The organism is Micromonospora fiedleri (genome assembly GCF_016774385.1).
In the GTDB taxonomy this organism is placed as follows: Bacteria; Actinomycetota; Actinomycetes; order Mycobacteriales; family Micromonosporaceae; genus Micromonospora; species Micromonospora gifhornensis.
Map to the genome: position 1 here is coordinate 717809 of NZ_JAETXL010000001.1, position 20680 is coordinate 738488.

At 69.1% G+C, this 20680-nt stretch carries 20 protein-coding genes; 10 read left to right on the forward strand and 10 right to left on the reverse strand.

The genetic code is table 11. The features are described from left to right. The first annotated feature begins 2 nt into the window (after positions 1-2). Positions 3-377, forward strand: coding sequence for a DUF4433 domain-containing protein (locus JMF97_RS03320; protein WP_203220147.1), 375 nt, complete (start codon positions 3-5; stop codon positions 375-377). Positions 378-385: 8 nt separating this feature from the next. Here the strand turns inward: JMF97_RS03320 and JMF97_RS03325 are convergent, their stop codons facing one another. Together JMF97_RS03325 and JMF97_RS03330 are read right to left on the reverse strand one after the other, a co-directional pair. Then, complete coding sequence (locus JMF97_RS03325) at positions 386-1285, reverse strand: IS3 family transposase (protein WP_203220148.1); 900 nt, start codon at positions 1283-1285, stop codon at positions 386-388. Next, positions 1282-1584, reverse strand: a complete 303-nt coding sequence (locus tag JMF97_RS03330) for a transposase (RefSeq protein WP_158244936.1) — start codon at positions 1582-1584, stop codon at positions 1282-1284. Before JMF97_RS03330 ends, JMF97_RS03325 begins: the two co-directional genes overlap by 4 nt. A gap of 81 nt (positions 1585-1665) precedes the next feature. Between JMF97_RS03330 and JMF97_RS31720 the strand changes: the two genes are divergently transcribed. From JMF97_RS31720 to JMF97_RS03365, 7 genes are all read left to right on the forward strand, one after another. Continuing rightward, positions 1666-2013 (forward strand): DarT ssDNA thymidine ADP-ribosyltransferase family protein, encoded by a 348-nt coding sequence (locus JMF97_RS31720; RefSeq protein WP_203220149.1) that lies wholly within the window; start codon positions 1666-1668, stop codon positions 2011-2013. After that, positions 2013-3182 (forward strand): type II toxin-antitoxin system antitoxin DNA ADP-ribosyl glycohydrolase DarG, encoded by a 1170-nt coding sequence (darG, locus tag JMF97_RS03340; protein WP_273543805.1) that lies wholly within the window; start codon positions 2013-2015, stop codon positions 3180-3182. The genes JMF97_RS31720 and darG overlap by 1 nt, the downstream gene beginning before the upstream one ends. Further along, on the forward strand, positions 3142-6240 hold the full coding sequence (locus JMF97_RS03345; protein ID WP_238358517.1) for a DEAD/DEAH box helicase: 3099 nt from the start codon (positions 3142-3144) through the stop codon (positions 6238-6240). Before darG ends, JMF97_RS03345 begins: the two co-directional genes overlap by 41 nt. A 209-nt stretch (positions 6241-6449) precedes the next feature. Then, the gene (locus JMF97_RS03350; protein WP_043719779.1) at positions 6450-7136 is read left to right on the forward strand and encodes a lytic polysaccharide monooxygenase auxiliary activity family 9 protein; all 687 of its coding nucleotides are present in this window, start codon (positions 6450-6452) and stop codon (positions 7134-7136) included. 230 nt (positions 7137-7366) lie between these two features. Beyond that, positions 7367-9586: a choice-of-anchor J domain-containing protein gene (locus JMF97_RS03355; protein ID WP_238358518.1), complete on the forward strand. Its 2220-nt coding sequence runs from the start codon at positions 7367-7369 to the stop codon at positions 9584-9586. A gap of 150 nt (positions 9587-9736) precedes the next feature. After that, complete coding sequence (locus JMF97_RS03360) at positions 9737-10090, forward strand: nitroreductase/quinone reductase family protein (RefSeq protein ID WP_203220152.1); 354 nt, start codon at positions 9737-9739, stop codon at positions 10088-10090. A 70-nt stretch (positions 10091-10160) separates the two neighbouring features. Beyond that, positions 10161-10895 (forward strand): DivIVA domain-containing protein, encoded by a 735-nt coding sequence (locus JMF97_RS03365; protein WP_203220153.1) that lies wholly within the window; start codon positions 10161-10163, stop codon positions 10893-10895. A gap of 30 nt (positions 10896-10925) precedes the next feature. On the opposite strand, the gene JMF97_RS03370 is transcribed toward JMF97_RS03365, so the two are convergent. Continuing rightward, entirely contained in the window at positions 10926-12149 is a 1224-nt protein-coding gene (locus JMF97_RS03370) for a multidrug effflux MFS transporter (protein WP_203220154.1), read from the reverse strand. A gap of 54 nt (positions 12150-12203) precedes the next feature. Here JMF97_RS03370 and JMF97_RS03375 point away from each other — a divergent pair, with 54 nt between their 5' ends. Continuing rightward, positions 12204-12647: a MarR family winged helix-turn-helix transcriptional regulator gene (locus JMF97_RS03375; RefSeq protein ID WP_203220155.1), complete on the forward strand. Its 444-nt coding sequence runs from the start codon at positions 12204-12206 to the stop codon at positions 12645-12647. 73 nt (positions 12648-12720) lie between these two features. Here the strand turns inward: JMF97_RS03375 and JMF97_RS03380 are convergent, their stop codons facing one another. The 4 genes from JMF97_RS03380 to JMF97_RS03395 form a co-directional block, all read right to left on the reverse strand. Then, entirely contained in the window at positions 12721-13101 is a 381-nt protein-coding gene (locus JMF97_RS03380; RefSeq protein WP_203220156.1) for a YciI family protein, read from the reverse strand. 31 nt (positions 13102-13132) lie between these two features. Further along, a complete protein-coding gene (locus tag JMF97_RS03385) occupies positions 13133-13807 on the reverse strand; it encodes a DUF998 domain-containing protein (RefSeq protein ID WP_238358519.1) in 675 nt (224 codons plus the stop codon). Positions 13808-13943: 136 nt separating this feature from the next. Further along, on the reverse strand, positions 13944-15218 hold the full coding sequence (locus JMF97_RS03390; protein ID WP_203220158.1) for an RNA polymerase sigma factor: 1275 nt from the start codon (positions 15216-15218) through the stop codon (positions 13944-13946). Between the two features lie 75 nt (positions 15219-15293). After that, positions 15294-16451, reverse strand: coding sequence for a hypothetical protein (locus JMF97_RS03395; protein WP_203220159.1), 1158 nt, complete (start codon positions 16449-16451; stop codon positions 15294-15296). Between the two features lie 298 nt (positions 16452-16749). Here JMF97_RS03395 and JMF97_RS03400 point away from each other — a divergent pair, with 298 nt between their 5' ends. Further along, positions 16750-16947: a hypothetical protein gene (locus JMF97_RS03400; RefSeq protein ID WP_013731775.1), complete on the forward strand. Its 198-nt coding sequence runs from the start codon at positions 16750-16752 to the stop codon at positions 16945-16947. Positions 16948-17010: 63 nt separating this feature from the next. On the opposite strand, the gene JMF97_RS03405 is transcribed toward JMF97_RS03400, so the two are convergent. The 3 genes from JMF97_RS03405 to JMF97_RS03415 form a co-directional block, all read right to left on the reverse strand. Further along, positions 17011-17295: a putative quinol monooxygenase gene (locus JMF97_RS03405; protein ID WP_043719777.1), complete on the reverse strand. Its 285-nt coding sequence runs from the start codon at positions 17293-17295 to the stop codon at positions 17011-17013. Positions 17296-17388: 93 nt separating this feature from the next. Next, entirely contained in the window at positions 17389-18147 is a 759-nt protein-coding gene (locus JMF97_RS03410) for a MerR family transcriptional regulator (protein WP_203220160.1), read from the reverse strand. A gap of 39 nt (positions 18148-18186) precedes the next feature. Next, complete coding sequence (locus JMF97_RS03415) at positions 18187-20511, reverse strand: putative bifunctional diguanylate cyclase/phosphodiesterase (RefSeq protein WP_203220161.1); 2325 nt, start codon at positions 20509-20511, stop codon at positions 18187-18189. Positions 20512-20680 lie beyond the last annotated feature (169 nt).

Consider the following 20680-nt stretch of genomic DNA (forward strand, 5'->3'; position numbering starts at 1 on the left):
CGATGGCAAACGATGCCGGCCGACCGAAGCCCACCCTGATCAAGCATTTCACCCATATCGACAACCTGCCAGCCATTCTGGCCGCCGGTCGACTCTTTGCGGACAACGCCGTAGGAGGGCGGCTCGCCATGAACGTCGGTGCCACCGACATCAAGGCGAGCCGACGCGAGCGCATCGTCACGTGCCGACCGGGTGGTGTCGTGGCTGACTACGTGCCCTTCTACTTCGCGGAACGCTCGCCAATGATGTATCGGATCGCATGCGAGCACCGAGACGGCAAGGCCGGATGCTACCCGGACGGGGATGACCCCCTGGTCTACCTCGTCAGCTCCGTGGAGCGAGTGGGCTTGACCCGTTTCGACGGACAGGGTCGATGAGTTGATCTTCAGGCTACCTTGAGCGCCGGCACCAAGCTGATGTCGGTGCCGTCTTCGTAGGCGGCGGGGCTGAGGTAGCCGAGGCTGGAGTGCCGGCGGCGGGTGTTGTACCAGCCTTCGATGTACTCAAATGTGGCCTGGTGGGCGGCTTTGCGGGTGGGCCAGGCCTGCCGGTGGATCAGTTCCGTTTTCAGGGTCGAGAAGAACGACTCGGCGACCGCGTTGTCCCAGCACTGCCCGCGCCGGCCCACGCTCAGCCGTACACCGTGGCGTTTCGCGAGGCGGGCGTGCTGAGCGCTCGTATATTGACAGCCGCGGTCGGAGTGGAAGACCAGGCCGTCGGCGGGACGGCGCCGGGCGAGGGCGTCGGACAGAGCGGCGTCGACCAGATCGGTCTTGAGATGGTCAGCCGTGGCCCAGCCCACGACCCGGCGCGAGGCCAGGTCGATGACGGTGGCCAGGTAGAGCCAACCTTCCCACGTGTTGATGTAGGTGATGTCGCCGCACCAGCGGGTGTCGACCGCCGCCGGGTCGGCGGTGAAGTCCCGCTCGACGAGGTCCGGCCGGTTCCCGGCGTTCGGGTCCGGGATCGTGGTCGCCTTCCAGCGGCGTGGGCTCTTGCCGCGCACGCCGGCCTCGCGCATCCGGGCGGCGATGCGTTTACGGCCGTGGCGCCGTCCGGCCGCAGCGAGTTCGGCGTGGATGCGCGGCGCCCCGTAGGTGCCGTTCGATGCCGCGTGCACGGCGATGATCTGCTCGGTGAGTTCGGCATCGACGCGGTCGCGGGCGGACTGCTCGCCGCGGGCGTGCTGGTAAAAGGCGGACCGGGAGACCTTCAGCAGCTCGCACGCACGCTTGACGTTGTGCTTGCCGGCCTGCTCCGCCTCGATGAACGGGTACACGTTCACCGGGTCTCCCTCGCGAAGAAAGCCGTGGCCCGTTTCAGGATGTCGACGTCCTGCTGCAACCGGCGGTTCTCCGCCCGCAGCCGGGCCAGTTCCGCCCGCTCGTCGGAGGCGAGCCCGTCCGTGCGGGCCCCGGCGTCGATCTCGGCCTGTTTGACCCAGGCTCGCACAGCCGTCTCGGTCAGGTCGAAGTCCCTGGCCACCTGCCCGACGGTGCGGTCACCACGCTGACACAGCTCGACGATCTCGGCCTTGAACTCGGGCGTGAACGCCCGCCTCGGCCGCGATCGCTTCTTTCCCACGCTCTCCATGATGCTGGACATCCTCCCGGAGACTCCAGGTCCCCTGATCTTGGATGTCCGTCAAAACGGGGTAGGCCCAGAGTGCATGAGGCTGGGCTGAGCTGGGTCGCGAGTGATGGAAACTGCGCACACCACTTGTCCAACTTCTGTCGATCACTGGACGAGCTTGAGGAGTTCGTGGACTGGCCACTGATGCGGGAGCGGATCTGGAGGAACCTCCCCGAGGATGCCGATCGAGTCAGACGACGCATGGCGGAGTTCCTGGTCCACCGCGAGCTTCCAGTCGACCTACTCCTCGGCTACGCCGTACGGACACCACAACGGGAGACACAGCTGAAGCGCGCCCTGCAGGCGGCTGGCATCATCGACGCGTACGTTCGTGTCATACCAGACTGGTACTACGGGTACAGACGGGAGGAGGTGGGATGATGATCACTATTTGCCACGGTAACCTTCTAACTGCTGAGGCCCAAGCGCTAGTAAATACGGTTAACACTGTCGGAGTGATGGGCAAGGGAATTGCCCTCCAGTTCAAACGAGCTTACCCGGCTAACTACGCGGCTTACCGGGCAGCATGCGCCGCCAGTGAAGTCAAGCTAGGCAAGATGTTCGTTTTCGATTCAGCTCGCCTCGGCCCCCGCAGATACGTAATCAACTTTCCTACGAAGGGGCACTGGCGGGCCGGCTCAAAGCTGTCCGACATCCAGGCAGGGCTCGCTGATCTCGTCCGTGTGGTGCGCGAACGCCAGATCACCTCCATAGCTGTACCCGCTCTGGGCTGCGGCAACGGCGGGCTCAACTGGGACGAGGTCAGGCAGGCAATCGAGCATGCCTTCGCCGCGCTACCCGACGTGCAAGTGCTGCTATTTCCTCCGGAAGGGGCACCGCGCCCGGCTGACATGCCGGTAGCCACTGAGAAGCCCCGACTGACCGAAGGCCGCGCCACTCTGCTGCGGGCTATCGAGCGTTATTTACAACGAGCACAGACACTCGAACCGCGCGATGGTGTAACCGTGCTGGAAATTCAGAAGATCGCCTACTTCCTTCAAGCTCTGGGGCAGCCGCTACGTCTGCAATTCGTTCGCGGCCGGTACGGTCCATACGCCGAAAACCTGAACCATGTCCTCGACCGCTTGGAAGGGCACTACCTCACTGGCTTCGGCGACCGGTCCGCGCGCGTCGAAGAGCTTCAGCCAATTAGGCTCACTGACGGCACGTCCGATGCCATTGCGACCTGGTTCGAGGCGCACGGCTCCCCGTCGCCCGACACGTTGGACCAGTTAGCCCGTCTGGTTAACGGATTCGAGGCGCCATACAGTCTTGAGCTACTGGCCACTGTGCATTACGCCGCCGCGTTGCACCCACCGACCAACGATCTCGCCGAGTTGACCGAGCGGGTTCGTAGTTGGAGTGGTCGCAAGGCACGCCTCTTCACACGCCCGCACATCAAGCTGGCCTACGACCGGCTGCAGTCCGCCGGCCTCCTGCCCTGCACTGGTTCCGGCGTGATCGCTGGCGGTGCCGAGCAATCCCCGCAAAATCGTGAAGATCAGCAGAATGACGAGAAGTTGGTTGGGTTCCCGAGTGACGAGTCTTGAGCGGGGTGTCTACGAGCACATCGTCACGCGCGACCTGGCCGACCGGCTCCAGCACATCGATCCTGCGCTGATCCAGCACGCGAACCTCGACACGGCTGACGCCCCCGATGCCCTCGCCCGGCACATCGCCACCCTGGTTCACCGCGCCCTGCACGCTGTCGCCAGAGACGACCAACTGCACCGCCAAGTCGATTTGGCCAACCGCATTGCCGAGGCGATCGCCGTCCTCAGCCCACAGGCCGCCACCATCGATGACCAGGTCGCGGACGCAAATCGACTCCTGCACGCCATCGCCGCACCGCCCACCCAACCGGCCGCGACCACCTTCCCACCGCGCCCCACCACTCCGCTCTCTACCGGCGCGCTGCTAGTCAACGGTCGGCACCAGCCGCGCATCGGCCACGAGGTCACACACGAGATGGCGTCGGCTGACCAGGTGGACCTGCTCTGCGCGTTCATCAAGTGGCACGGCCTGCGCCTCATCGAGCCCGCCATCCAAGAGCTGACCGCTCGCGGCGGCCGCCTCCGCGTCATCACCACCACCTACTTGGGTGCCACCGACCAACGGGCCCTCGACCGGCTCGCCGAGTTGGGCGCCGACATCAAGGTCTCCTACGAGACCAGGACCACCCGCCTGCACGCCAAGGCATGGCTGTTCCGCCGCAACAACGGCATGACCACTGCCTACGTCGGTTCCTCGAACCTGTCGAAGTCCGCGCTGGTCGATGGCGTCGAGTGGAACGTCCGGATCTCGAACGTCGAGCAGCCGCACGTCATCGACACGTTCACCGCCACGTTCGAGGACTACTGGAACGACCCGGCGTTCGAGGCGTACGACCCGGCGAAGGATGGCGAGCGGCTGGGGTATGCGCTGCGGGGCGAGCGCGCCGACGAGGCCCCGACCGAAATCACCAACCTGGACGTACGGCCGTACCCGTATCAGGCGGAGGTCTTGGCCGACCTGGATGCCGAGCGGCGCGTGCACGGCCGCTGGCGCAACCTCGTCGTCATGGCCACCGGCACCGGCAAGACCGTAGTGGCCGCGCTGGACTATCGCCGGCTCCACAAGGCCGGGGACGTCGACTCGCTGCTGTTTGTTGCGCACCAGGAGCAGATTCTGAGGCAGAGCCGGTCGACCTTCCGGCAGGTCATGGGGGACGGCAGCTTCGGCGAGACGTTGGTCGCCGGGGACAAGCCGAAGCAGTGGCAGCATGTGTTCGCCTCGATCCAGTCGCTGCACCGGCAGGAGATCGACCCCGAGCAGTTCGACATGGTGATCGTGGACGAGTTCCACCACGCCGAGGCCAAGACGTACGCCCGGCTGTTGGAGCGGCTGCGGCCACGCGTACTCCTCGGCTTGACGGCGACCCCCGACCGAGCCGACGGCCGCGACGTGCGGCGGTGGTTCGACGGGCATGCGGCCGTAGAGCTGCACCTACGGGAGGCGCTTGACCGGCAGTTGTTGGCGCCCTTCCACTACTTCGGCCTGCACGATGACGTGGACCTGTCACATCTTCAGTGGAAGCGCGGGCAGGGTTACGACCGATCGGAGTTGGAGAACCTCTACACCGGCAACCAGGCGCGGGCGCGGCTGGTGCTACGGGCTGCCCAGAGGCTCGTTGACGTGGGGCGGATGCGGGCGCTTGGGTTCTGCGTGAGCATCGGGCACGCCGAGTTCATGGCCGACTGGTTCACCCAGCGGGGCGTATCGGCGGCGGCCGTGACGTCGGAGGTCGGCCGACCGGAGCAACGCGACCTGATCCGGGACTTCAAGGCCGGCAAGCTGCGGGTGCTCTTCACCGTCGACCTGTTCAACGAGGGCGTCGACCTGCCGATGGTCGACACGATCTTCCTGCTCCGGCCCACCGAGAGCGCCACGATCTTCCTTCAGCAGCTCGGCCGTGGCCTGCGCCTGGACGACGACAAGCCCTGCCTGACCGTGCTCGACTTCATCGGCGCGCAGCACGCCAACTTCCGGTTCGACCTCCGCTGGCGGGCGCTGACCGGGGTCAGCCGCCGCCAGGTGCACGGCGCGGTGCAGCAGGACTTCCCGATGCTGCCGAGTGGGTGCCACATCGAGCTGGACCGGGTCGCCAAGGAGGTGGTGCTCCGCAATCTGGAGCGGGCGGTCCCGTCCTCGAAGAACAGCATGGTGGCTGAGCTGCGGCAACTCGGTGACGTGACGCTGGCCGAATTCCTGCGGGACACCGGCCTGGAGGTGGGCGACGTGTACCGGTCGGCGACGCTGGGCGGCTGGACCGGACTACGTCGGCTCGCCGGGGTGGAAACCACGAAACCGGGGGCGTACGACCGGGAGTTGGGGCGGGCGATCGCCCGGATGCTGCACACCGACGACCTTGACAGGTTGGCGTTGTGGGAGCAGGTGGTGGCCGGGGAACCCGTGTCCGATGGGCGATTGCTGGACATGCTGCACTTCAGCCTGTGGGGGCCAAACGTGCCGCTTTCGCAGCGAGACAAACGGCTGGCGCGGCTGCGGGCTGAGCCAGCTCGGTGCGTCGAACTGCGCCAAGTCGCGGAGGTGCTACGAGAGCAGATCCACCGGGTTACCGAGCTGGTCGGGCTTAATCAGGTGCCGCTGCGGGTGCACGCTCGGTACAGCCGCAACGAAGCCTGCGCGGCTTTCGGCATGCCGAACCCTGGGTCGCTGCGAGAGGGCGTGAAGTGGTTGGAGTCCGAGCAGGCAGACATCTTCTTCGTCACCCTGGTCAAGTCCGAGCAGCACTACTCCCCCACGACCATGTACGCCGACCGGGCGATCACCGACACGCTGTTCCAGTGGGAGTCACAGAGCACCACCTCGTCGGCATCGGCGACCGGACAGCGGTACATCCACCACGTCGAACGTGGCTCGACGGTGCATCTCTTCGTCCGCGAAACCAGGGTCGCCGACCGTGACCTGGGCGCGCCGGCCTACTTGTACGCCGGACCGATGACCTATCAGGAGCACACCGGTGACCGCCCGATGCGCATCATCTGGCGGCTACACCATCCGCTCCCCGCCGACATGTACGCCGCCGCCCGCGCCATCGCCGCCTGAACGTTCCACCACACCTCCACGGTCGCGCCCGCTGCAACGACCGAGGCGCACCTTCCGTTGCAGATGAGGGCAGATCAGCACCGTGGCGACTAGCCGGATCAAACCCCTGCCATCCCAACATCAATAGACGATCGTTGCCATATCGGGCTATGAGTGGCACACTCAGCGGAAGCGCTCCCATCGACGTCCATGGATGTCTAGAATGGAGGATGCAAGTGCGATCACTCGAATCCGAACAGTCCGGCCAGCGATCCCGGTCCGCTGCCCGCCGGCCCGCACGAGCGCTCGTCCTGCTGCTCGCCCTGGTGGTGGGCATGCTGCCCTGGGCCGGTACGGCCCAGGCGCACGGCACCATCGTCAACCCGGCCTCTCGTGCGTACCAGTGTTGGAAGACCTGGGGCAACAACCACATGAGCCCGCAGATGCAGCAGCAGGACCCGATGTGTTGGCAGGCGTTCCAGGCCAACCCGGACACCATGTGGAACTGGATGAGCGCGTTGCGCGACGGCCTCGGTGGGCAGTTCCAGGCCCGTACGCCGGACGGCCAGTTGTGCAGCAACGCCCTGTCCCGCAACAACAGCCTGAACCGTCCCGGGGCGTGGAAGACCACGAACATCAGCCGTAACTTCACCGTCCAACTGCACGACCAGGCGAGTCACGGTGCTGACTACTTCCGGGTCTACGTGAGCAAGCAGGGCTTCAACCCCGCTACCCAGCAACTCGGGTGGGGAAACCTCGACTTCATCACGCAGACCGGGCGCTACGCACCGGCGCAGAACATCTCGTTCAACGTCTCGACCTCCGGCTACACCGGACACCACATTCTCTTCGTCATCTGGCAGGCATCTCACCTCGACCAGGCGTACATGTGGTGCAGTGACGTGAACTTCGTCTGATCCAAAAATGCCGATGCATTCGGCGCGCCGCCGGCCCAGGACCTTGGCCTCCTGGGCCGGCGGCGTTTTCTGCGGCAGCCGATTCCGATTGACCCGGGCGAGGCCCTCTTGCCTGATCGATGTGCATGTGTTGAGGTCACGGAGACGCTCAATCAGCGTGCGTAGATCCACTTAATGCCTGGTCGACTGTGACAGGACCTGGGCGGATCTTCCATCGATGAGGAGGTTCCATGGCACGTCGCCGCTTTGCGGGGATAGCAGCAAGCGCCATTGTCCTACCGTTTATCTATGTCGTCGCCGCACCGGCGACCGCGTCAGCCGCTCCCGGGCCGGCGGCGACACCGACCGTTGCCGCTCCGGCCACCGATCTCGCCACCGACATCCGCGAGTTGACCCGCAAGGACTTCACCTTCAACGGCAAGAAGGTCGAAGTGCCGACCCAGTACCAGCCGAAGGCACAGTCGCGCCGGACGCAGGCCGCGGCCGAAACCCCGCCGGTCGGGACCGTACGCAACTGGCTGGCCCTGGACGACTACGAGGGTGTCATCTACCTGAAGCCGTACACCCTGCGTGGGGTGGGCGACAATATCGAGGTGTGGGTAGCCAACGACACCGAGTTCCCGGAGGGCGACTGCCGTCAGCAGATCCCCAACTCGACGGTGATCACCGATGCCCAGGTCAACCGCCTGATCAGCGAGTTCGACACGAACATGTACCCGAAGTCGATCGCGGCGTTCAGCACCCCGCCGGAGCGCGACGGCACCAACGCGGAGCTGGCCGGTGACTTCACCGGGGCCGGCAACCGTACGGTCACCCTCATCGACAACGTCCGGGACGACAACTTCTATGACTTCCCGGCCGCCCCCAGCTACATCGCCGGGTTCCACTTCTCGCTCTTCGACGAGCTGCTCGACCGCAACATCATGACGGTGGACGCCTTCGACTGGGCGCACCGCACCGGCGAGAACCCGCCGAACGAGCCCACGGATGATCTGTGCACCTCCCGGCCGGCCCGGCCGAACCTCTACGAGGGCGTCTTCATCCACGAGTGGCAGCACCTGGCGCACTACCACGCCGACCCCTTCGAGTCGGTCTGGCTGAACGAGGGACTGGCGGACTTCGCCCAGACGCTCGCCGGCTATGTGGACGCCCGAGCCCGGATCGACCAGCCCGGCACGGACAGCCACATCTACTGCTTCCAGGGCTTCGGTACGGTCCAGACGCCGTACAACACCAACCCACGTGACTGTGGTGGCCCGGAGAACTCGATCAACCTGTGGAACGAGGGCAGCAGCGGCAGTGGGGTGCTGGCCGACTACGGCAACGCGTACTCCTTGATGCTCTTCCTCTACGACCGCTACGGCCTGGACTTCATCTCCCGGCTGCACCAGGACGGCGACCTCCAGGGGTTGGCCAGCCTGAAGGCGGCGCTCGCCGACGAGGGCGTCAAGGACATGTACAAGGTGCTGCACGACTACCAGACGATGAACCTGGTCGACCGGATCGTGGGCAACTCGAAGCTCGGCATCATGCTCGGTGTCGACAAGCGGCGGGTCACCACGGCCAGCCTGAACGCCACGGTCAACCTGGACAACCCGGCGTCGTACGCGACTCCGGGCGCGGCGCCCAACGGTGCCGACTACGTCCAGTTGCGCAAGGCGAACGGCAAGCCGCTGGGTCGGGGCGACCTGCGTTCGATCAAGTTCCAGGGCGCGAAGTCGCTGCCGGCGATCCCGCTGGCCTGGACGACGGTGAGCAACGACCCGGATCGTCCGGGCAACTCGGTGATCTGGTCCGGCAACGGCAACAGCACCGACGCCGCCGCCGTCATCCCGGCGACCGTACCGGCCGCCAACCCGACGCTGACCTTCCTCGCGAAGTACGGCGCCGAGGTCGGCTACGACTACGGCTACGTCAGCGTCTCCACCGACGGCGGCAAGTCGTACACGCCGATCGCCGGTGACAAGACCGTAAGCGGTCCGCTGGGCCCGGCGCTCAACGGCACCACAAGCGGGTTCGAGCCGCACTCGTTCGACCTGTCGGCGTACGCCGGTCAGCAGATCCTGCTCAGCTTCCGGTACGTCAGCGATGGTGGGGTCAACGAGGGTGGCCTGCTGATCGACGACATCACCGTGGGCGGCACGCTGGTCAGCGACGGGTCGAGCCTGGCGCCGTTCGACTCGCCGTCGGAGATCTACCCGACGCCGGTGGCGAACTGGAACGTCCGGTTCGTCGGCCTCGACGAGAAGAACAAGATCGCCTACCAGTACGAGGTGAACGGCAAGTCGAGCTTCACCCTCGGTGTGGTGCCGACGCTGGCCCTGCTGACCTTCCCGAAGGTGGTCGCGATCGTCGCGTACGACGAGCCGACCGGGCAGGTCACCCAGTACGCGCCGTACAAGCTGACGGTGAACAACGTGGTCCAGCCCGGCGGTGCCCCGCTGAGCTGATCCATCCGACAAGGAACGCCCGGTACCGCGACCAGCGGTGCCGGGCGTTTCCTTTCCGGGGACCGGGGCCTGAACCGGCGGCGCGCACCTCGCACGCTGCCTACCCTGACGGGCGAGGGCATCGTCGGGGGCAAGCTGCCGGAGGACACCATGACCAACGCGATCGGTGAGGCACTGTCGGGCGTAGAAGAGGTCGAGTTGACCGTGACCGGCCGCAAGAGCGGACGGCAGATCGCCCGCCCGGTGTGGTTCGTGCAGGACGACGACAACGTCTTCCTGATGCCGGTGACCGGCTCGGACAGCCAGTGGTACAAGAACGTCCAGCAGACCCCGATGGTGCAGTTGGCGGTCGACGGCACCTCGTTGAGTTCCAGCGCCACCCCGATCACCGACACCCGGCAGGTCGAGAACATCGTGGCCATGTTCCGCGACAAGTACGGCCCCGACCAGGTCGAGTCCTACTACCCCAGGCACGACGTGGCGGTGCAGGTCCCCCTCGGCTGATCAGGGTCCCGCTCGACCGCCGCAGAGATGGGATGCTGTGGTCCGTGCTGACCGGTGATCGGAGGCTGCGGTGGACGTGAGACAGAAGCGGGCCTGGCTGGTGCTGGCCGTCGGATTCTTCCTTTTCGGCCTGTCGATGCTGGTGCTGACGGATGAGCCGGGCGTGCTCACGGTGGTCGGCGGCGTGCTGCTGGTGACGTTCTACGGGTGGCGGTTGGTCACCGCCGTGGTCCGGCCGTTCCGGTTCCGGATCGACGCCGACGGGCTGGACGTACGCATCGCCGGGCTGCGCCGCACGCTCGCCTGGCACGAGATCGACGCGATCGTCCTGTGCCGGCCGGTGTCCACCGGCCCGGCACCGTGGTTGCTGCTGGTGCCGGCGGCCGGTGTCCTCGATCGCCCGCTCACCGAGCCCAGCCCCGTCGACGGCCGCAAGGGCCTGCTCCTGCTCGACCTGGGCACCGTACGGCAGTCCGTCGACGAGGTCACGGCTGCCCTGACCCGCTTCGGCGGTGGCCGGTTCGTCGACGGCCGCCAGCACCGCCGACCGGCGTCCGAGGCGCCGTCGTTCACCACCGCGCTGCGCGGCTACGACCAGCGTCAGATCGACGAGTTGGTCGGGCAGGGCCTGGATGCGTTCGCCTCCGGCGTGCCCACGCAACGCGCTGCGGTCCGGGCGCGGATCGACTCGGCCCGCACGGACCTTGCCATCAGTCTGCGCGGATACGACACCGCCGAGGTCGACGCCTATCTGGATCGCCTGTCGGCCGAACTGGCCGACGAGCCGGGACCGCGAGCCGGCTGAGCCGGACCGACGGATCCAGCGGCGGCGGATTCAGCGGCGGCGGGCCAGGCTGAGCACCACCAGCAGTGATCCGGCGGCCGCACCGGCGATCACCAGGGCCATCGGCAGGGCGCTGCCCTCCCCGCCGATGCCGACCAACGGCGCGGCACCGGCGGCGACCACCGCCTGGATGCCGCCGAGCAGTGCGGCGGCCGTGCCGGCGTGGGCCCCGTGCCGGTCCAGGGCCAGGGCGGTGCCGTTGGGCATCACCATGCCGAGCGAGCCGAGGAAGACCAGCATCGCGACGATGACCAGGGGCAGGGCCTCCAGCAGCGCCCCGGCGATCAGGCCGAGCGCGGCGAGCAGCCCGAGACCGAGAGCGGTGATCAACAGCTGGCGGGGGCCGTACCGGTCGAGCAGTCGGGCGTTGAGTTGGCCGACGGCGACGAAGGCCAGGGAGTTGACGCCGAAGATGAGGCTGTACATCCCGACGGAGAGACCGAAGACGTCCTGCAGGACGAACGAGGAGCCGGAGAGGTAGCCGAGCAGTCCGGCGAAGGCGAGGCCCTGGGTCAGCGTGTAGCCGAGGTAGATCCGGTCGGTGATCAGCACGCGGGCGATGCGGGCGATCGAGAGCAGGCCGCCGGTGTTGCGCCGCGCGACGGGCAACGTCTCGGGCAGCCGCCAGGCGACGATGCTCGCGAGCAGGGCACCGATGACGGTGAGGGCGACGAAGATGACCCGCCAGTCGCCGAAGTTGAGCAGCAGACTGCCGAACGCGGGGGCGATCATCGGGGCGAGGCCGAAGATCAGCGTGAGTCGGGAGAAGTACTTCGCCGCGGCGCGACCGGCGTAGAGGTCACGCACGATGGCGCGGGCGACGACCGTGCCCATGCCGCCCGCGAAACCCTGGAAGAAGCGGGCTGCGGCGAAGGTCTCCGCCGACGGTGCGAGCGTGCAGAGCAGCGACAACAGGGTGTACGCGGCCAGCCCGACGATCACCGGCCGGCGTCGTCCCCAGCGGTCGCTGAGCGGCCCGGTGACGAGTTGGCCGACGGCCACGCCGATCAGGCAGGTGGTCAGGGAGAGCTGGATGCGCGCCTGGCTGGCGGACAGGTCGCGGGTCATGTCGGGCAGCGCCGGCAGGTAGGTGTCCAGCGACAGCGGCCCGATCGCGGTGAGGCTGCCGAGCAGCACCAGCAGCCCGATGGCGGCCCGGCCGGTCGGTACGGCGACTCGGTCCGGCGCGGTGGAGGGCGTGGCGGTCTGCGGCATGGCGGCTACGATAGCTCTGCCTACAGAGGCATCTGATCCGGACGGGGGCGCACTGTGACGGAGGAGACCCTCGCCGAGCTCGGCGCGGCCCTGGGTGACCTGCACCGGGTGCTGCGCCGTACGGCCAGCCAACGGACGGGTCGGGTGGCCCTGCCCGACGCTCAGGTGGAGGTGCTGCGTCTGGTGCAGCGGCAGCCCGGCATCAGCGTCCGGGAGGCCGCCGAGCGCCTCGGCACCGCACCGAACACGGTGAGCACCCTGGTCGGTGAGCTGACCTCGGCGGGCCTGCTGAGCCGGGAGCGGGACCCGGGCGACCGGCGTACCGTCCGGTTGGAGTTGACCGATGCGGCGCGGGACCGGACGGCCGCCTACGGCCAGCACCGCAGTGAACTGCTCGCCGCCGCCCTGGCCCAGTTGGACGCCGAGGACCGGGAGCGGCTGCTCGCCGCCACACCGGCCCTGTCCCGGCTGGCCGACCAGGTCGCCCACCAACGCTGACCGATGTCGCGGCGGCCGACGAGCGGGACCGGCCCGGCCGATGCGCGGCCGAGCCGGTCCGGTCCCACGGCGGTCAGGCCGGCGGGGCCAGGTCCTCCCACTCGGTGACCCGGCGGACGTCCACCTCGACGTCCGCGCCGGCGGCGATGAAGATGTCGGTGAACTTCTGCGCCCACTGCATCGCCTCGGCCTTGTCCCGGACCTGCAGCAGCGCGAACCCGGCGATCAGCTCCTTGGTCTCGGCGAACGGCCCGTCGGTCACCGTCGTCTTGCCCCCGGTGACGGTGATCCGCCCGGCGTCCACACTGCTCGGCCGCAGCCCTTCGCCGGCGAGCAGCACACCGGCCTGGTTCGCTTCGCCCATGAACGCGCCCATCCGGGCGATGAAGGCCTCGTCGGGCTGCCACAGCTCGGGTTTGTTCTCGTCGAGCTTGTGCATGACCATGAAACGCATCTATCTGCTCCTCTCCTGTTGTGTGACGAAATCAGCGGGACGTGACAGCCAGCAGACGGGCGCAGACGACCGAGAGCCAGCCGAAGAGAACAGCGGAGCCCAGCGCCATCCGTACGCTGATGCTGTCCTGGTGCGGCCAGGCCATCACGAGCACCACCACGGCGGCACCGGCCACCGAGAGCACGGCGACACCGGGCCGACCCAGGCGGGCCTCCCGGCGGGCGAAGACCAGGCAGGCCACGGTGAGTGAGCAGAACGCGAGCATCGCACCGACCCCGTGACCGACGGCATGCCAGCTCATCGTCTCCGCCGGTCCCTGCGGCGCACCCGCCGGCCATCCCATGCTCGGGTCGGCCACCAGCACGCCGCCGATGATCAACCCGAGGCCGAAGACGGCCACCAGCCGAGGCACCCAGACACCGCCGGGTCGGCCGGGCGGCAGCACCCGACGCATCCCGGCCGCGCCGGCGAACGCCAGCAGTCCGCTCACCACGAACGTGGCGATCTGGATCCACCCGTGCTCGCCGAGCGCGAGCAGGCTCAGTGGCTGCCGGCTCAGGTCGAACCCGTCACGGGTCAGCACCTGCGCGGTGACCGACACCGCGAACACCGGCCCCGCGGCGACACCGCCGGCCAGCAACACCCCCGTCGTACGCTGCTTGCCGGTGCCCGCCACCTCGGGCCGTGCCATCGTCGCGGTCGCCATGTTCGCCTCCTCGTCCTGCCGGCCGGTCGCCGGTGTGCCGGGCCGGTGGTCAGACCGGCTGTCACTGACGCGTCGGGCGACCCGACGGGGATTCGACATCGCGGCGGAATTTTTTCCAGATGGATTTCTCAGCGCCTCAGCGCCTCGGCGGCACCCCGGCGGCGCAGTCGGCGGCCCGGTCGCGCAGCAGCGCCTGTTCCCGGGCGTTGCCGGTGAGTTCGGCCGCGCGGGTGAATTCGGCGGCGGCCTCGTCGTAGCGGCCGAGCTTGGCCAGCAGGTCACCGAGCACTGCGGGCAGCAGGTGGTAGCGGGCCAACGCCGGTTCGTCGGCGAGCGGACGGGCCACCGCCAGGCCGGCGGCCGGCCCGTCGGCGAAGGAGACCGCCACCGCCCGGTTCAGCTCCACCACCGGCGACGGCGCGACCCGTGCCAGCTCGGTGTAGCTGGCCGCGATCCGCGCCCAGTCCGTCTCCTCGGCGGTACGCGCCCGCGCGTGACAGGCCGCGATCTCCGCCTGGAGGGTGTACGGACCGGCCTGCTCACTGCTGGTCCGGGCCCGCTCCAGCGCCGCCAACCCTCGACGGATGAGCAGGTGGTCCCAGCGCCGCCGATCCTGCTCCAACAGCAGTACCGGTTCCCCGGCCGCGTCGGTGCGCGCCGCGGTCCGGGACGCCTGGATCTCCAGCAGCGCGGCCAACCCGTGCACCTCGGCTTCGTCCGGCATCAGGGTCTGGAGCATCCGGGCCAGACGCAGCGCGTCCTCGCAGAGCGCCGGGCGCATCCAGTCCTGCCCGGCGGTCGCCGCGTACCCCTCGTTGAAGATGAGGTAGGTGACCTCCAGGACGCTGGCCAGCCGCTGCGGGCGTTCGGCCGCACCGGGCACCTCGAACGGCACCCCGGCCTCGGCGAGCGTCTTCTTCGCCCGGGTGATCCGCTGCGCCATGGTGGATTCCGGCACCAGGAACGCCCGGGCGATCTCCTCGGTCTTCAGGCCGCCGACCATTCGCAGGGTCAGCGCGGCGCGGGCCTGCGGGGTCAGCACCGGATGGCAGGCAGTGAAGATCAACCGGAGCAGGTCGTCGTCGATGGTGTCCTCGAAGGCCGCGTCGAAATCCGGGGTGAACGCCTCCGCGCCGAGGTCACGGCCGAGTTCGGCGACCTTGCGGTCGCGTACCTGCCGGTGGCGCAGGCCGTCGATGGCCCGCCGCTTGCCCACCGCGGTCAGCCACGCCCCCGGATTTGTCGGTACGCCGTCACGCGGCCACTGCTCCAGTGCGGCGACCAGCGCGTCCTGGGCCAGTTCCTCGGCCCAGGAGACGTCGCGTACCAGCCCTGCCAGGGCGGCGATCACCCGTCCCGACTCGATCCGCCACACCGCGTCGATGGTGCGGTTGACCTCGGCAACTCCCATGGGCGCATCAGACCAAACCGGTCCGCCCCGGGCAACCACCCGCCGCCTGTCGACGCCCGGCGTCGCGTCACGGGGTCAGTGCCACACGGTGCGGCGTACGCCGCCGTGCAGTCCGCACGCCCGCGGGCTGCCACCGGCCAGGCTGATCTTGCCGTTCGCACACTGCACCAAGTAGCCGCGGCCCTCCCAGAACCCCGGCACACAGTCGAAGTGCTCGCACACCTGCGGGTCGGGTTCACGGATCCGCTCACCGGAGCAGAAGTCGTACCCCATCGGGTTGGCCGGGGCACCGCACCGTCGCTGCGGGCTGCTCCGATCCGCCGTCGGCGAGCCGCTGGCGCGGGGTGTCTTCGGGCCGGTGCCCCGCAGTGCCTTCGGGGAGCCGGTGGCCCGGGGTGTCTTGGGCGCGACGGTGGCGGCGACCGGTGCCGGGGTGGCGGCGACCGCCGTCTCCCGGCCGGTCGGATCCGACGGCCCGGAGTTCGCCAACGCCAACGGCACCAGTACGGCCAGGGCAGCCGCGACCACCGCGGTCCGCCGGCCGCCGGGCAGCAGCGCCACCAGCCGGGCCTGTGCCGGCGTGGCGATACCGGGCCGGGACGGGCGCGCCTTGGTGTGCTCGGCGATCAGCTCGTCGAGTTGGGCGATGACCGCGTCACGCTGCTCGATGGCGTCGGCGAAGGCCAGGGTGAGCAGGAACCGGAACTCGGCCGCCGCGTCGGCGGGCACCAGCACCCCGGAGGTACGCCGCCGGTCGAGCACCTGGATCAGGGAGACGGACGCCCGCGGGTCGTGGGCCAGGCCGCTGATCCGCCCGTACGCCCAGTCCCGTCGGCCGCGTCCACCGAGCAGCACGAGCCGCCGGTTGGTGATCACCGCCATGCCGGCGTCGGTGACCCGTACGCCGTCGGGCAGGCGACGGTGCAGCCGGCCGTGCTCCACGCCGACGGTCAACTCGGGGGCGGGCAGCACGGCGGTGTGCCGTACCTCCACCAACTGGGCCGCCGGCACCACCCGGAGCACGATCTCGTCGGGGCCCAGTTCGAGCAGCAGACCCTCGCCGGCCGCGGCGGAGCCGTGGCACTGCTCGGCGAGCGTACGCAGTCGGCGCAGTTCGTCGTCGCGTCGCCGCCAGGCCCCCTCGGCGCTGCGGAACAGCCGCAGCCGGCGCTCGTTCTGCCGGCGCGCCCACCGGTACCGCCATGTCGAACCCGTCGAATCAGTCCTCGCCACGCCGACTCCTTCGCCGCGCATGCCACCAACCGCAGGCCATTCAGAGGGGTGTCACAGTGATTAACGGCACAAGGCGGCACGATGGACACGGCCGACACCGGGCGAACTACCCGATCGGTGGACCAATAAGGACGAGTTGGTGGTTTTGCTGCGCCCGTCCCGCGTGCCGACACCACCTCACCGGAGCGCTCAGCCACTGTCAGGTGTGACGCATCCAGCAGCGCTGACGCCAATCAATCGGACGAGTTGACAGGAACGACATCGAGGCTGACGGGATGATGACGAACGGCGCCACGAGATGAGCAGCCCGACCCGCCAGATCGATCGGGACACCGCCGACCTGCTCCTCGACGGCGACCCGGTCGCCCTCAGCCGGGTCGGACGGCTCGCCGCCACGCTGCGTGCGCTGCGCGGGCCGGCCCGCCCCGGCGAACTGGCCGGGGAACCAGCGGCGGTGGCCGCGTTCCTGGCCCGACTGGCCCGACGCCCGCCGTAACCTCGTCGTACGGCAGGCGTCGGGTGGGTCGGCCGCGACCGGCGCTGGACCGCCGGGGCGGGGTCAGGGGGACTCGACCGCGCTGATCCGGAACTTGTGCACCTCGGCGCCGACCAGAGCCACCTGCTGTTCCGGCTCGGGGCCGGAACCGCGGAAGTCCAACAGCTGCTCGTCGGACTCCCACCGCTCGTAGACGTTGATCCGGCCCGGCTCGACCAGGTCGGCGCTGATGGCGAAGTCCACACAGCCGGGCGCCGACCTGGCCTGCCGGACGATCTCGGCACAGGTGGCCAGGTAGTCGTCCCGTTCGGCCGGGTCCACATAGAGCGTGCCGGCGACTATCAACACGAATGACCTCCGCAGATCAGGACATGACCCCGTCAGTCATACTCCCCCGCACCGACAGTTCCCGCCCGTCGAACCACCGACGCGCGGCTCCGGTCACGCCCGGGTGATCGCGTTGGCGTGGATCGCCTCGTGCAGGTACTGGCCCAGCCCCGGCGCCATCGCCTCGTAGTGGGCCAGGAACCGCTCGTCGGCCAGGTACATGTCGGCCAGCCCGGTGTGGACCTCGTACGAGCACTCGTAGAACCACCGGCTGATGTGCTGCCGGTGTTCCTCGGCCAACTCCATCGCCGCCGGCCCGTCCGCCGGGGCACCTGAGGCCATCAGTGCGACGATCCGCCGCCCCCATTCCTCGGTCTCGCCCTTGATCCGCAGCCAGTCGTCCTTCGAGTAGCTCGATGCCCGCCGATTCGACTCCCGGTACGCGTCGGTGCCGCCCCAGCGCTGCTCCGCCTCCTCGGCGTACGCCTCGGGCTCGAAGTCGCCGAACACCTCGAAGCGCTCCTGCGGGGTGAGTGGGATGTTCAACTTGTTCGCCTCCATCGCAAACTCGATCGCCGTGACCATCTCCTGCAACCGCTTGATCCGTACCGTGAGCAGTTCGTGCTGACGGCGCAGATGCGCGTCCCGGTCACCGGCCGGGTCGTCGAGGATCTCGGCGATCTGCTCCAGCGGGAACCCCAGCTCGCGGTAGTACCGGACCAGTTGCAGCCGCTCCAGGTCCGCGTCGCTGTAGCGGCGGTAGCCGGCGCCGGTGCGCCCGCTGGGCGACAGCAGCCCGATCTGGTCGTAGTGGTGCAGCGCCCGCACGGTCACCCCGGCGAGCCTGGCCACCTGGCCGACGGTGTACGCCATGGTTCCCTCCCTTCCTGAGAACCACGGTCCCGCCTGCCGTTACGTGAGGGTCAAGCCCGATTCTGCGACATCGGACACCTTCGCGGGCGCGGAGCCGGCCAGCACGGTACGCAACTCGTCGAGGGCGGCGGGCCGCCCGTACCGGTAGCCCTGCCCCTGCACACAGCCGATCGCGGCGACCGCGTCGTGCTGCCGCTCGGTCTCCACCCCCTCGGCCACCACCCCCAGGCCGTACGCCCCGGCCAGCCGGGTCACCATCTCCACCGTCGCGTACGCCCGGGTGTCCTCGGAGAGCCGGGCCACGAACGACCTGTCGATCTTCAACTCGGTGGCCGGGATCCGGTGCAGATAACTCAGCGAGGAATAGCCGGTGCCGAAGTCGTCGATGGCGATCCGGATGCCCAGCTCGCGGAGTTGACCCAGCCGGTCGAGCACCGCGTCGCTGCCCTCGATCAACGCCGACTCGGTGAGCTCCAGGGTCAGCGCCCGCGGCGCCAGTCCGGCCCCGGCGGTGGCCTCGGTGACCGTGGCGATCAGATCCGGCCGGCGCAGGTGCGCCGCCGCGATGTTCACCGCGACCGTGGCCGACGGGACCTGGGTCTGCCAGGTGGCCGCCGCCCGACACGCCTCGTGGATCACCCACCGGTCGATCGACAGGATCAGCCCGGTCTCCTCGGCCAGCGGCAGGAAGCGCGCCGGGCTGAGCATGCCCAGCCGGGGATGCCGCCACCGCACCAGCGCCTCGGCACTGCGTACCGTGCCGGTGGACAGGTCCACGATCGGCTGGAACTCCAGGTGCAGCTGCTGCTCGTCGACCGCCCGCCGCAGGTCGGCGATCAGCTCCGCCCGGCTGACCGCGGACTCCCGCAGGGCCGGCGTGCAGCGCCGGTACGCCGACTTGCCGGCCGCCTTGGCCGCGTACATCGCGATGTCGGCGTCGCGCAGCAGATCCGTGTAGGTGATGTGCTGCGGTCCGTACTCGGCGATGCCGATGCTCGCCGACGGGTGGACGCCGACGACCTCCTCGCCGGCCGACGGGTGCAGCGACGCCAGCAGCCGTTCCGCCAGCCGCTCCGGCGCGGCGGTGCGACCGGTGACCAGCACGGCGAACTCGTCGCCACCGATCCGGGCGATCATGCCGTCGTCGGCGACCGCGCGCCGCATCCGACGCGACAGGCCGGTCAGCAGGGTGTCACCGGTGCTGTGCCCGAACCGGTCGTTGACCTGCTTGAAGCCGTCCAGGTCGAGCAGCAGGACGGCGACCGGCTGTGCCCCGCCCAGGGCGCTGCGCAGCCTGCGGGTGAACGCCAGCCGGTTGGGCAGCCCGGTGAGCTGGTCGACGTAGGCGAGTTGCCGCAGCCGCGCCACCAGGCGCAGGTTCTCGTTGGCCGCCAGGATCTGCCGCAACGCCAGCGCCGCCAGCAAGCCCAGCAACGCCAGGAAGACCGGCAGCGGGCTGTGGCCGGAGGGCTCCCGGGCCACCAGCGCCGCCGCGATCACCCCGCCCACCGGCAGGTACGGCAGCGCCACCCGCCACCACGGCGGCAGCGGCACCTCACCGTCGTCGTCGCCGCGCTGACAGTGCTGCGGTGGAGCGAGCCGGGTCGCCACGCCGATCAGCAGGTAGCTCAGCGGCCACAGCACGTCGATCAGGGTGCCGGTCTGGTAGGTGCCGGCAGCCGTCAGCGACACGTACATCGAGTCGGCCACCGCACGAATGGTCAGGCTCGCTCCGAGCAACGTCAGCGGACGCCACACCGGCCGACCCGGCCCGATCACCACGACCAGGACGGTCAGCTGCATCAGGTCGAACAGCGGGTAGAGCAGGCCGGCGTAGCGCAGCGGCTCGTTCAGGTCCGTCAGCGCGACGTTACGGAACAGCAGCAGCCAGCCGATCGGCATCAACGCCAGCGCGACGATCACCCCGTCGAGCAGGGCCCGGGCGCGTCCCAGCGAGGTGCGGGGCGCGGTCAGCGCGCACAGCAACGCGCCGGTCCCGGTGAGCAGGCTGGCCGTGAAGATCAGCCCGATCGGCAGGGTGTGCGGCAGTTCGTGCTCGACGAGCCGCTGCGACGTCCACATCGCCCGGCCGGCGAGGGAGAGCAGCATGGTGGTGGCGAGCAGGAGCCAGAACCGGCGCAGCGGTCGGGGGTGCCGGCGGGCGGCACCCACGCAGACCAGCGCCGCCCAGCAGGCCACGGTGATCGCGCCGAGGTCGCTGACCAGAGCCGTCTGCGGCAGTTCGAGGGCCAACCAGACGGTCTCGACGGCCACGACCGCGCCGGCGGCGTACACACCTGCCGGGCCGACCCGGGTTTGCCCGGCCGGCCGCACGGTGGCCTGTTCGATGTCCTTTCGCGACACAGCGATCGCTCTGGCTTTCTCTCGTTCGCGCACCCTCGACGGCGAAAACCGGTCCCGGCAAACCCGGAAAGACTAGCCACGCGATCGACCGCACCGCCAGATCCAGCCGGACGGAGTCCGCAACCCGACGACCCGACCACGCCATCCACGTCCATCAGCAGCAGTCGGC